The 12026-nt window shown below is 42.4% G+C and carries 12 protein-coding genes; 8 read left to right on the top strand and 4 right to left on the bottom strand.

Going from position 1 to position 12026, the window contains the following annotated elements; all coding sequences use genetic code 11:
* Positions 1 to 151 precede the first annotated feature (151 nt).
* The 7 genes from D9603_RS10665 (at position 152) to speD (ending at position 7356) form a co-directional block, all read left to right on the top strand.
* Positions 152 to 1330 (top strand): HDOD domain-containing protein, encoded by a 1179-nt coding sequence (locus D9603_RS10665; RefSeq protein WP_128731291.1) that lies wholly within the window; start codon positions 152 to 154, stop codon positions 1328 to 1330.
* 356 nt (positions 1331 to 1686) lie between these two features.
* A complete protein-coding gene (locus D9603_RS10660) occupies positions 1687 to 2898 on the top strand; it encodes an aspartate aminotransferase family protein (protein ID WP_128731290.1) in 1212 nt (403 codons plus the stop codon).
* 67 nt (positions 2899 to 2965) lie between these two features.
* A complete protein-coding gene (gene astA, locus D9603_RS10655) occupies positions 2966 to 3979 on the top strand; it encodes an arginine N-succinyltransferase (protein ID WP_125252263.1) in 1014 nt (337 codons plus the stop codon).
* A gap of 15 nt (positions 3980 to 3994) precedes the next feature.
* Positions 3995 to 5467 (top strand): succinylglutamate-semialdehyde dehydrogenase, encoded by a 1473-nt coding sequence (gene astD, locus D9603_RS10650; RefSeq protein WP_128731289.1) that lies wholly within the window; start codon positions 3995 to 3997, stop codon positions 5465 to 5467.
* Between the two features lie 139 nt (positions 5468 to 5606).
* Positions 5607 to 5942 (top strand): DUF3802 family protein, encoded by a 336-nt coding sequence (locus D9603_RS10645; protein WP_194086966.1) that lies wholly within the window; start codon positions 5607 to 5609, stop codon positions 5940 to 5942.
* A gap of 105 nt (positions 5943 to 6047) precedes the next feature.
* Positions 6048 to 6461: an OsmC family protein gene (locus D9603_RS10640; protein ID WP_125252260.1), complete on the top strand. Its 414-nt coding sequence runs from the start codon at positions 6048 to 6050 to the stop codon at positions 6459 to 6461.
* An 85-nt stretch (positions 6462 to 6546) separates the two neighbouring features.
* A complete protein-coding gene (speD, locus tag D9603_RS10635; protein WP_125252259.1) occupies positions 6547 to 7356 on the top strand; it encodes an adenosylmethionine decarboxylase in 810 nt (269 codons plus the stop codon).
* Between the two features lie 134 nt (positions 7357 to 7490).
* Here speD and D9603_RS10630 read toward each other — a convergent pair whose 3' ends face one another.
* From D9603_RS10630 to D9603_RS10620, 3 genes are all read right to left on the bottom strand, one after another.
* Positions 7491 to 8144 carry a hypothetical protein gene (locus D9603_RS10630; RefSeq protein WP_128731287.1) on the bottom strand — a complete coding sequence of 218 codons (654 nt, stop codon included), beginning with the start codon at positions 8142 to 8144 and terminating at the stop codon, positions 7491 to 7493.
* A 33-nt stretch (positions 8145 to 8177) separates the two neighbouring features.
* The gene (locus D9603_RS10625) at positions 8178 to 8522 is read right to left on the bottom strand and encodes a hypothetical protein (protein WP_128731286.1); all 345 of its coding nucleotides are present in this window, start codon (positions 8520 to 8522) and stop codon (positions 8178 to 8180) included.
* A 154-nt stretch (positions 8523 to 8676) separates the two neighbouring features.
* The gene (locus tag D9603_RS10620; RefSeq protein ID WP_241651636.1) at positions 8677 to 8982 is read right to left on the bottom strand and encodes a helix-turn-helix transcriptional regulator; all 306 of its coding nucleotides are present in this window, start codon (positions 8980 to 8982) and stop codon (positions 8677 to 8679) included.
* Between the two features lie 378 nt (positions 8983 to 9360).
* On the opposite strand from D9603_RS10620, the gene D9603_RS10615 reads away from it, so the two are divergent.
* The gene (locus D9603_RS10615; RefSeq protein ID WP_128731284.1) at positions 9361 to 9594 is read left to right on the top strand and encodes a hypothetical protein; all 234 of its coding nucleotides are present in this window, start codon (positions 9361 to 9363) and stop codon (positions 9592 to 9594) included.
* 263 nt (positions 9595 to 9857) lie between these two features.
* Here D9603_RS10615 and D9603_RS10610 read toward each other — a convergent pair whose 3' ends face one another.
* On the bottom strand, positions 9858 to 11936 hold the full coding sequence (locus D9603_RS10610; protein WP_125252254.1) for a TonB-dependent receptor: 2079 nt from the start codon (positions 11934 to 11936) through the stop codon (positions 9858 to 9860).
* Positions 11937 to 12026: the final 90 nt, after the last annotated feature.

Here is a 12026-nt window from a genome sequence, read left to right as displayed (position 1 = left end):
AAAATTGGTATAAGCTTGGAGATGACGTTTCTGTCAGTGCTTTAAGATACGCACAATAAAACTTTAATATTGCCTTTAGTGGTATAATATCGAACAATACGACTATCTGTTGAGTGCTAAACTCATTGTTTCCTTTAGATAAGTAGCATGCATGACGACGCAAGAAAATAAGCAAATTAGAATGGCACAAGCGCTTTCTGAGCGCGCCCATGACCTTCTTATCAGCCTTAACTTTGCCCAAAAGCAAATCGGCTATATCCATACTTTTGATATTAGTTATGGAGAAAATATTGCCCAGCGTACCATGCTTGAGGTGGAGATTGCTGCGGCTGCAAAACGACAGGAAAGCAGTACGACTCATCATAAATACATAGCTAAAGCAAGTAAGCACTTACATTCAGTTATTGAAGAGGCAATTGCAAAACAATTACATGATCTTGATACCATTTACCATGAAGTGGTTGGCATTCAAGATTCGGTTCCTGCCATTTTTGATATTTTGGCTGTGCGTTCAGCGTCAGTAGGGCGATTAGAGCCACTCGTAAATGACCTCAGTTGGTTAGGGCGAGAGCTTGTATCTTTGGTGAATTTGCCGCAGTATCGTAAGAAAAATAGCAAAGGCACATCGATTAAAGTCGATACCCCCGCGCTGGCACTGAGGTATTTGGGCTTAGAAAACCTGCAAATGGTGATCCCGACGATGGCGGTGAGGCATTGGATGCCCCATGCAACAGAACCGTTTGGCTTAATGAAGCGTAAAATGCGGGAGCTAAGTATGAGCACTGCTATTGCAGCAAAGGAGCTTGCCCCATTTTTTGGTGTTAAAGAACAACATGCCTTTACCTTGGGAATGTTACTTGAACTGGGCAAAATTGCGTTAGTCAGACTGTATTTACGTACTTTTGAAAGAGTATGGCAAGCCAAAGTACAAATCGCCCGTGATAAAAAGCAAAAAGATCTACATACCGCGCTAATGGAGCTATCTCCAGATCCCCTATTTTTGCGTAACTTGCTGTTAGAACACTCCGCAGATATATCTCGAAAACTAATAGAGAAAATGGAGCTGCGTTACCTTCCCTTTAATGCGGTAATGGAAGAGTATTCGCAAACTTATTTACCAAAATCGCATAAAAAAATAGCGGATCCGTTACCACTGACACAAGTGATGCAAAAAGCCTATGGCTATGCTCAAATGCTTGTTTTAAAAGACAGTCAGTTGATAGAAGATGACGAAGCTGAGATTTTACTCAGTCACCTAGAACTCACTGAAGAAATGCGTCAGCAATTGGCAAAATGTGCATTCCATAACCTTCAGTTGACGATTTTGTAAAAAAAAACGGAATTTTTTTTGCGACTATTCATTCAGAACCTAACCTTTAATGATCTGTGCAAGGCTGCATCGTGCTTGCTTTGCCCTGAATATCAGCCCTAAATAGTTATTCACTTGAGTTGAGAATATATGTTAAACCCTTGAATGCAAAGGGCTGGGAACATGCTATAAGTGAGACAAATGGCGCTTTTTCTGAAATAATGAGCGTATGAATTTTGTGCCATCAAGGGGCGGGTCAAAATACATAGCACCTAATTGGTGTGAATAAATATCCTATCAAGCGGTGGCAATACGCCAACCTTCAAACGGAATGACTCCTTGTTTGCACTTTCACTCACCAAATATGAGGAAATAAAATGACTATCAATCGTGAATTGTTTGACGACGTAATGGTACCTAACTACGCACCTTCTGCTGTGATCCCAGTAAAAGGCGAGGGCTCTCGCGTGTGGGATCAAGAAGGTCGTGAATACATCGACTTTGCTGGTGGTATCGCAGTTAACTGTTTAGGTCATTGTCACCCAGCTTTGGTGGGCGCATTAAAAGAGCAAGGCGAAAAAATTTGGCATTTGTCTAATGTAATGACTAATGAGCCTGCACTACGTCTTGCGAAAAAGCTTACTGATGCAACATTTGCAGAAAAGGTCTACTTCGCCAACTCTGGCGCAGAAGCGAACGAAGCGGCACTAAAACTTGCGCGCCGTTGGGCACTTGACAAGTTCGGTGCTGAAAAATCGCAAATCATTTCATTTAATCAAGGTTTCCACGGCCGTACATTCTTTACGGTTACTGTTGGTGGTCAAGCTGCGTATTCGGATGGTTTTGGTCCAAAGCCTGGCGATGTAGTTCACACAAACTACAACGACTTAGCAGCGTTTGAAGCTCTTATCTCTGACAATACTTGTGCAGTGATGATGGAACCGCTACAAGGTGAAGGTGGCATTATTGCACCAACCGCTGAGTTTGTTAAAGGTGTGCGTGAACTATGTGATAAACACAACGCGCTACTTATTTTTGACGAAGTACAAACTGGTGTTGGTCGTACAGGTGAACTTTACGCATACCAAGGTTTAGGAGTAACGCCAGACATTCTAACCACAGCTAAAGCACTAGGTGGTGGCTTCCCTATCGGGGCAATGATCACGACCACTGAAATTGCTGCGCACCTAAAAGTAGGTACTCACGGTTCAACATATGGTGGTAACCCATTAGCTTGTGCGGTTGCTGAAGCTGCATTTGATACCGTTAACACAACAGAAGTGCTTGACGGTGTAAAAGCAAAAGAACAGCTTTTCCGTGAATTACTTAATGACATCAACGAAAAGTACAACGTATTTAGTGAAGTACGTGGTAAAGGTCTATTGCTTGGTGGCGTAGTTACTGAAAAGTATCAAGGCAAAGCAAAAGAGTTCTTGGTTGAAGGTATCAAACAAGGCGTGATGTCACTTGTGGCTGGTGCAAACGTGGTACGTTTTACTCCATCTTTAGTTATTCCTGATGCTGACATTCGCGAAGGAATGGCACGCTTTGAAAAAGCGGTTGCTGCGGTAGTTGCTAACAACGCCTAATACTGATTGCAAGGTCACCTTTTGGTGGCCTTGTTGTTATCCACATTTTTGAGGAGTAAGCGGGCTCATGATGATCCTTCGCCCAATCCAAGAAAGCGATTATCCAGCGCTTTTAAACATTGCTCATGAATCAGGCCACGGTTTTACCTCTTTGCCTGTTAACGAAGAGCTATTACAGAAGAAGATTGCACGTTCAGTTGCTTCATTTGGTAAGCAAGCAGACAAGCCTTTTGATGAAGGGTATTTATTTGTATTAGAAGATACAGAAACTGGCGAGGTGGTTGGTACCAGTGGTATCGAAGCTGCGGTTGGTTTGGATGATGCGTTTTATCATTACCATCTGAGCAAAGTGATCCATTCTTCTCGCACGCTGAATGTTTACAAAGCAGTGGATATTTTAACGCTATGTAATGATTACACTGGCGCAACGGAACTATGCACGCTGTTCTTAAAGGATGGTTATCGTAAGGGAAGCAACGGCAAACTCTTATCTCGCTCTCGCTTTATGTTTATTAATCAACATCGTGCGCGCTTTGCCGAAACCGTGATTGCAGAAATGCGCGGCGTGTCGAATGAACAAGGTGAAAGTCCATTTTGGCAGTGGCTTGAAGAGCATTTCTTCTCTATGGACTTCCCAACTGCTGATTACCTCACGGGTATTGGCCAAAAGGTCTTTATTGCAGAGCTAATGCCAAAATACCCAATCTACGTGAATCTGCTCAGTGAAGAAGCACAAGCGGTGATTGGTGAGGTACATGACAATACTCGCCCTGCGATTGAGTTATTAAAGAGTGAAGGTTTCACCTTTAACGGTTACGTTGATATTTTTGACGCAGGCCCTACTGTTGAAGCCAAAGTGAGCAATATTCGCACGGTACGCAATAGCGAAAAGCGCACAGTGAAAATAGGCGATAGTCAAGGTGGATTCCCTGTTATGGTCGCAAATGATAAACTTGTGGACTATCGCGCAGCGGTCATAGAGTTAACTTTGTCTGATGACAATGAGATAACGCTTGCTCCACATGTTGCTGCGGCGCTAAAAGTAGAAGAAGGCGATCAAGTAAGCCTAGTGAAGATTTAAGATTGGGAACAGATTATGACAACACATGCAGCACAACTAATTAACGGTGAGTGGATTGCAGGACAAGGCGAAAGCTTTAGCTCTGTAAACCCAGCAAACAACGACGTAATTTGGACAGCAAACGCAGCAACAGCAGCGCAAGTTGATAGCGCAGTAAAAGCAGCACGTGAAGCTTTCTATTCATGGAGCGACATGAGCTTTGCAGCGCGCTTAGAAATTGTTAAGCGTTTTGCTGAAGTACTAAAAGAAAATAGCGAAGAGTTGGCCATCGCAATTGCTAAAGAAACGGGCAAACCACTTTGGGAAACTCGCACCGAAGCGGGCGCTATGGTAGGTAAAATCGCAATTTCTGAGAAAGCTTATCAAGAGCGTACTGGCGTGGTTGAAAATCCAATGCCTGTTGGTCGTGCAGTTATTCGTCATAAAGCGCACGGCGTGGTTGCGGTGTTTGGCCCATATAACTTCCCAGGCCATCTACCTAATGGTCACATTGTACCTGCGCTACTGGCTGGTAACACGGTTATTTTCAAGCCGTCTGAACTCACACCATACGTTGCTGAGCTTACGCTTAAATACTGGCAACAAGCGGGTCTTCCTGCGGGCGTGATTAACTTAGTTCAAGGTGAAGTTGAAACTGGTAAGGCACTGGCGTCACATGCTGGTATCGACGGCTTATTCTTTACCGGGTCTTCTCGTACTGGTCATTTATTACATGAGCAATATGCGGGTCAACCAGGCAAGATCTTAGCCCTTGAGATGGGCGGAAATAATCCATTAATTGTAAAAGACGTGGCGGATACCAAAGCGGCAGTGCATGACATTATTCAATCTGCGTTTATCTCAAGTGGTCAACGTTGTACTTGTGCTCGTAAGCTATTCCTTCCGGCAGGTGAGCAAGGTGACATCATCCTTGAGCAACTGATCAAAGCGACTAAAGCGATTAAGGTTGGCAACTTTGATGATGCAGAACAACCATTTATGGGTTCAATGATCTCAAATGCAGCTGCAGCCGGTATGGTAAAAGCACAGCAACAGCTTGTTGAGTTAGGTGGTGAGTCGCTTATTGAGCTTACTCATAAAGAAGGCACAGGCTTTGTAACGCCAGGTATCATCGAATGTACTAACATTGCAGACTTCCCTGATGAAGAACACTTTGGCCCGTTATTAAAAGTATTCCGCTACACAGACTTTGACGCGGCCATTGAAAAAGCAAATGAAACAAGCTTTGGTCTTTCAGCGGGTCTACTCGGTGACCACGAAGCTGACTATGACCGCTTCTTACGCCGTATTCGCGCTGGTATTGTTAACTGGAACCGTCCAATCACAGGTGCGTCAAGCGCTGCACCATTTGGTGGTATTGGTGCTTCAGGTAACCACCGTGCAAGCGCTTATTATGCAGCAGATTACTGTGCATACCCAGTTGCTTCAGTAGAATTAGAGAAGGTAACATTACCTGCAAGCTTGAGCCCAGGTTTATCTTTAGATTAAAATAGCACTATCAATTTTATTGATAAAAAAGCAGCTTCGGCTGCTTTTTTGTGTCTAGTTGTCTACAAAAGTAGCAATCGAAAAAACTTTCTGCTTAAATCAATAGGAGATGTCTTTGATAAGTTCAGGTGAGCAAAGTATGGTTTTAGATAAACAAGGATATGATGATTTAGTCATGTATTTGACGCAAAATTTAGCCTTGTTTGAGAAGTCTGGGACGGTAGAGCCTGGTGCTCCAACAGTCTTGGAATTGATCGAAGATGTGATTGCTGAAAACGTTATCCGTATTTGCGAGCAACACAGTGAACTTTCTACAGAGCAGCGTAGCATGATTGTGCGCGAGGTAGACGGTATTGTGTATGACTTGCAAGAAGTGCTATCAAGCGTTGTTGATAGGCGTGTCACCACGGAGCAAAAAGAGTTTATTGAAGAATTTGCCGGGTTGGTGAAAAACCTGTTTGACTCAGCGGTGTAGGTTGGCACAATTATCGTTAATAGAACCATGCTGCCTGTAAAGTGCAAAGTGGAATATAAAATACACCGCCCCGTGGCGGTGTTATTGCTTTTATAAAGGATAACTATGTTAGCTTGCGTTAAATGGGTTGAAGGCGATACCTTCATTGGGCGCTCAGCGTCAGGGCACAACGTGGTATTTGATACCGGCGCCGACAGTGCTGCACCAAGCCCAATGGAAATGGTATTGATGTCAGCTGGCTGCTGCTCGTCGGTTGATGTGGTCAGTATTTTACAAAAAGCGCGTCAGGATGTTACTGACGTCGAGGTAAAGCTTACCGCAGAGCGCGCTCCAAGTGCGCCACGGGTTTTTACAAAAATTAATTTACACTTTGTGGTAACGGGACGAAATGTCTCTGAAAAACACCTAGCAAGAGCCATTAGTTTGTCAGCTGAAAAGTACTGCTCCGTGGCTTTAATGCTTGAAAAAGCAGTAGAAATTACGCATAGCCATGAAGTGATTGAAATTGACGCGAAATAACGCTTTTTCATGGCGTTATTTTCGTATAAAATCCGCGAACTTTTGTTTCTGCAACGCAGATTTTTTGTATTAAGGTGGGTCTATCGTGAACAAGCCCTTTGATAAAATTAAACTCCATGGCTTTAACAACTTAACTAAGAGTTTAAGCTTTAGCATTTACGATATTTGCTACGCCAAGACCGAGCAGCAACGTAAAGAGTATCTAGAATATATTGATGAGCAATACAGTGCTGATCGTTTGACGGATATTCTCAAAGACGTGACAGATATTATTGGTGCAAACGTATTAAATATTGCACGTCAAGACTATGAGCCACAAGGGGCAAGTGTGACGATCCTAGTATCAGAAGAGCCTGTTGAACAACAGACTTTTGATAGCAACGAAGCACCTGGTCCATTACCTGATTCAGTGGTTGCACACTTAGATAAGAGCCACATTTGTGTGCATACTTATCCTGAAGCACACCCTCATGATGGCATTTGTACGTTCCGAGCAGATATTGAAGTATCAACGTGCGGTATTATTTCACCACTTAAAGCACTGAACTTCTTGATTCACTCGCTAGAGTCAGACGTAGTAACAATCGATTACCGCGTACGTGGTTTTACTCGTGACGTAAATGGCGTGAAGCACTACATTGACCACGCTATTCACTCTATCCAGAATTACATGACGGAAGACACTAAAGATGCCTACCACATGGTAGATGTAAACGTGTATCAAGAGAACTTATTCCACACTAAGATGATGCTTAAGGAAACAGATTTAAATGCGTATCTGTTTGGATTGAGCACCGATGATTTAGACCAAGACGAAGAAGAAGAAATTCGCCAAAAGCTAAATCGTGAAATTCAGGAAGTGTTCTACGGTCGTAATTTACCTGAGACGGAATAATCCGTAGTATCAGGATAAGTAACAGTAAAAGGCGCTTTGGCGCCTTTTTTAATGTCTGAAATTCCTTGTTAAGTTATCATATAAGCGCATAGAGCACGACTGTGCCCGCTTATAATGTGACAGTTATAAAATCACTAAGATTCGTTTTCTAATTCCTCATCTGGCGTATCAGGACGCTGACGTTCAACAAAGATAGTGGCCAGTAGGGTAGTGATGACGCAAGAAAGCAAAATTGACTTTAGGATATCGTAGTTTTTGTAGATGAAACTCCAACTCCAAAATTGTGTTGCGAAGCTTTTATTTACGCCGATGTACTCTAAATTACGAATAATATTTTCACCGAAGGCTGCTAAATCCACTATTACAAATGCAAAGTAAATTCCGTATAGTACCGGATCGGCGTATGTCATATAGACTGCGCGCCAATTATCAGGGTTAGTAAAGCGCACATACCTCAAGGAAAGTCGAACTCTGTACTTCAGAATCATTAGTGCAATAAAATCACAGACTAGGTGTAAGCTATATATTAAAGCATTTGTCTGATAGGCGGGTAGTCCTGCTTTGTTAAGATTCATAAAGTAACTAAAAAAACCATATTCAATAAAGCTCAACACCAATAGTATCAGCACAATATGCTTAATATTTTCTTGGCCTCTTAAAAAGAAGCTAGTCATAGCTATACAACCCATAAATAACAAATGCAGGGCATTTATAGACTGATAGTGCAAACCGATAAAAATAAGGGCTAGGACTGCACAGAATAGCAACACAAACCAAGAACGCTTCATTTATTCCTCTCTATTTTGTTGTGGCTTCGTAACTTAGCCACCTTCCTTCACTTTCGGGTCTTTAGCTTGACCACCGGTACTTCCTCCAACCACTTTATTAAAGGAACCGGCTTCCAGCGGTGATTTTTTATCTGACAGAACAGTCTTGTTTTTTACTCTCGGATCGCCACTTTTATCTGCATGGCTTCCACCAATCACCTGATTAACTGAATTAGCGCTAAGTGATGATGGTTTGTTTGATGCGGTGGAGTCGGTTTCGGCTCTTGGGTCTTTTGCTTTTGGCCCAAGCGTTCCACTGGATACCCTGTTAGCTTGTTTTTGGGAAAGTGCTGTTAAAGTTACGAGTCGGTTAGTGATATTTTTTATTAAAAAGCGCATAATGATGTCCTTTCTAAGTTAAGTTTTGCGGTGTTTGAATTCCACTCCACTTTACTCCTTAATAAACAAGTTGAAAACATCGTGTAGTCAATATGCGTTATACGTAACGTGATTGTTTGATATGTGTGCTGACACGGATAAAAGGCTTGGGCATTCATTTGCGGCTACCTTCTTTACTTGGTTTGTTACGTGGGGTTGGGGATTTACGCCAAAGTTTAGCGTCGTCAATTTTATCTCTAAGCGCTAAAATCTGTTCCCTTAATGGGTTTAGGTTAATCCCACAAGCGTCACACCACACTTCAAAATACTCGTAAGGGAACTTACTCACTCCCTTTTCATAGTTTTCATAAGTGCCGCGCTCTACACCGACTAATTTAGCCATTTCGAGTGTTGTTTTACCGGCCACTTTACGCATACGGCGCAAGTCATCTGCGGTAAAGCGCTTGTCAAATTTACCCACCAACTCAATCCTTTTTGTTTGCCGCTTGTGCGTTACAAATAGCGCAATGCGCTTTTACGCTGATTGGTTATATTTATTAGCTTAACCAGGTTGCATTTTTGTATCTAAACAGTAAACGCGAGTTTATCTTAGAAAATTTATTTTTCAAGCTTTGTCAGACCAAAAATGTATATTTTGTTTCACTGTTATTTGCTTCGCATAATTTTTTGTGCGAAGCACACCAAATTTATTTTAATTCAGTACCGCTATGTTGTTATTTAGCTTGTGTGTTTACTGATAAATTTAACAGTAAATTTAAAAAAATTTGCTTCGCGCAGATTTTTGCTCAAAGCTTTTGTTACTTTAGTGTGAAATAAAGTGAACATGTTGGAGAGCAATATGGATTATCTACGCCAATATCATGACTTAACAATTTATTACGACGCACTGAAAAAAGCATCAAAACAGTGCAATAACGTACCAGATACTACCACCAAGTGGTTATCGTTAGTGGAGTCAACCTTGTTTGAATTGCAAGAGCTTGCTCACATGGAAAAAGCGTATATGCAGAAGTCAAAAACCATGAATAACTTGGTTGAGCTAGTATATTCCAGCGCGCCCAGTATGGAATAGCATAGCGCGTTTAGATTTTGCGGTGAGGGGGAGCGTTTTACTCTAATTTTACGCTTCCCCCTTTTTATTATTTAGTATTAACTGCTGTGACAATACTGTAATGTACGGTGCGACGTTATCGTATAGTCATGCTGGTAGGTATAGCAATTAATTAAGATAATTGGCCTGTTTTTTTATAGTTATTTGAAGATAAATAGAATATAAAAAAGGGGAAGTGTATAGAATATACTTCCCCTTTTTTAATAAGTATAAACGTAAGTTGATTACAGTTCGTAAGTAAAACTTAATCCGTATACGCGTGGTTCACCGTACTGCACGTAGGTATGTGGCTGCCAACCGTCTAATGGGTTGTTACCAAATCTAAAGCCGCGTACCACAATATCTTCATCCGCTAGGTTTCTGCCCCAAGCTGTGAGTGACCAGTTATCACCGTAATAGCTTAAGCTGGCATTGATCAGGTTATGATTACCGGCTTGCTCGTTATGACTATCCGAGAGGTAATAGTTGTCTTTACCTTCAACGCCAAGCGCTACTACTAGGTTATTCATTAGCTCGTAATTAACAGCAAATGAGTATTGATAGTTTGGTGCTTGTGCTTGATCGCGGCCGTCTAAGCTAATGCCACTTGCTGCAACAAAATCTTCTATTTCGGTTTCCAAATAGCCTGCGCTATAGGTAAAGCCAAGGCGCTCGTTGTAACTAAAGGTGCCTTCTAGCTCTAGTCCATAGTTGCTGCCTTCACTGGCGTTATCGATATAGCCTGCAAATTGCTGGTTAGATACTTGCCACTGCTTTAGTTGAATGTCATCACGCTGCATATAAAATGCAGTAACACGTACAAGGTGACGCTTATCTTCAGATTGCCCTTTCACGCCGAACTCGGCATTCCAGACATACTCTGGGTCAAAATAATGGTGCTCTGTGGGAATGTTTAACCCTTCGTCTTTGGCCTTTGCTAATGCTTCACCATTTACGCCACCAACCTTGTAACCACGAGATAAGCTGGTGTAGATCATAGTACGAGGGACAGCTTGGTATTCAAGTGCGACTTTACCGCCCCACATTAAGTCATCGGTTGCGATGGTAAAGCCATTGCTGTCTAAGTAATCAGCGTCATATTGTTCTGCGCGTAGGCCGCCAATCAAGCGAGTTTTATCTGATAGGTGATGCACGTACTGGCCAAATATGGCTTTGCTTTCGATTGAATAGGCAGAAGTAAACGGTGTAGTAAGCCAAGTATAGTGGCGGGTTAGGTCAACGTCGTTACGCTTGGCATACATGCCAACTACCCAGTCGCTCTGCTTATCCTTGATTAAAAACTCAATATCGCCCTTTTCATAATTACGAGCATAAACATCGGTTGAGCTATATCCTTCAGGGTGTAATCCCGCGCCGCAGAGTTCAGGTTTACTTGGATCGTTACATACCCAGTCTTCATCAAAGCTATAGAGGGCATCAGCGTCTAATCCTGATACTTTAAACTCAACATCAAACAAGTCTGAGCGTGTATATTTGCCACGAAAAGCAAAAGCGTCAGACTCTAGGTTATCTTGCCCAGGTTCATCAGCGACACTATTGCGTGAATTATCTAAGGTAAAGCCATCATAACCGTTGTCAGTATCGATATGATGGAAAGTAAACTCTAGGGCAAGATTGTCGCTGACCTGAGAGTTAAGTTTTAGTCTAGCGGCTTGCTCATCTTGCGTTTGCGTGGGCTTATTGAGATAAAGATTATCAACATAGCCGTCGGATTCTCGTTGATATAAGCTCACTCGTGCAGCAGTGTTATCGCTGAGCCCAGCGCCTGCGGCAATACCAGCTTCATAACTGCCATAGTTGCCTGCGCCAAGTTTTAGTTTTAGTGAGGGTGCAGTTGTTGCCATTTGAGTATTTACTTCAACAATACCTGCTAAGGCATCAGAGCCAAACTTGGTACCTTGAGGGCCGCGATACACTACGACTGATTCGGTATCAAATAGTAGCGCGCTGCCACCTAATCCCGAGTAGTTAATGCCGTCAATCAATAAACCGACGCTAGGATAAATAGGATCAACAAATTGTGAACGCAAACCTACGCCACGAATTTGCATAAAACGGCCACGAGACGCGCCTGCGGTAAAGTTAACATTGGCAGTTGCACCAAGGATCTCATCTAAGTATTGGGCACCACGCTTGGTGATGGTTAGTTCATCAACAACCGAAGCGCTAGCACTGAGTGTTTGGATGGTTTCATTTTGAAAGTCACCAGTAACAACGATGGTTTCCAAGTCATCATCGGCAAGTACATGATGAGAGAAAAGTGGCAATAGTGCCAACGTGATCGTAGAGAGTTTTAACTTCATGCTTAATCTTTGTCCCATTTTTAATTGGGCACAGTTTAGCAAAAGCCAGACCAGTTAACAGTGAAATTATGTTATATCTTAGCCCATTAA

The sequence above is a fragment of the Pseudoalteromonas sp. PS5 genome, from assembly GCF_004103255.1.
Taxonomy (GTDB): Bacteria; Pseudomonadota; Gammaproteobacteria; order Enterobacterales; family Alteromonadaceae; genus Pseudoalteromonas; species Pseudoalteromonas peptidolytica.
This window is presented reverse-complemented; position numbering and strand designations above follow the sequence as displayed.

Bases quoted from the DNA above. Each gene is read 5' to 3' on its own strand.
- D9603_RS10665 (WP_128731291.1), top strand. From the start codon at position 152: ATGACGACGCAAGAAAATAAGCAAATTAGAATGGCACAAGCGCTTTCT.
- D9603_RS10660 (WP_128731290.1), top strand. From the start codon at position 1,687: ATGACTATCAATCGTGAATTGTTTGACGACGTAATGGTACCTAACTAC.
- astA (WP_125252263.1), top strand. From the start codon at position 2,966: ATGATGATCCTTCGCCCAATCCAAGAAAGCGATTATCCAGCGCTTTTA.
- astD (WP_128731289.1), top strand. From the start codon at position 3,995: ATGACAACACATGCAGCACAACTAATTAACGGTGAGTGGATTGCAGGA.
- D9603_RS10645 (WP_194086966.1), top strand. From the start codon at position 5,607: ATGGTTTTAGATAAACAAGGATATGATGATTTAGTCATGTATTTGACG.
- D9603_RS10640 (WP_125252260.1), top strand. From the start codon at position 6,048: ATGTTAGCTTGCGTTAAATGGGTTGAAGGCGATACCTTCATTGGGCGC.
- D9603_RS10630 (WP_128731287.1), bottom strand. From the start codon at position 8,144: ATGAAGCGTTCTTGGTTTGTGTTGCTATTCTGTGCAGTCCTAGCCCTT.
- D9603_RS10625 (WP_128731286.1), bottom strand. From the start codon at position 8,522: ATGCGCTTTTTAATAAAAAATATCACTAACCGACTCGTAACTTTAACA.
- D9603_RS10615 (WP_128731284.1), top strand. From the start codon at position 9,361: ATGGATTATCTACGCCAATATCATGACTTAACAATTTATTACGACGCA.
- D9603_RS10610 (WP_125252254.1), bottom strand. From the start codon at position 11,936: ATGAAGTTAAAACTCTCTACGATCACGTTGGCACTATTGCCACTTTTC.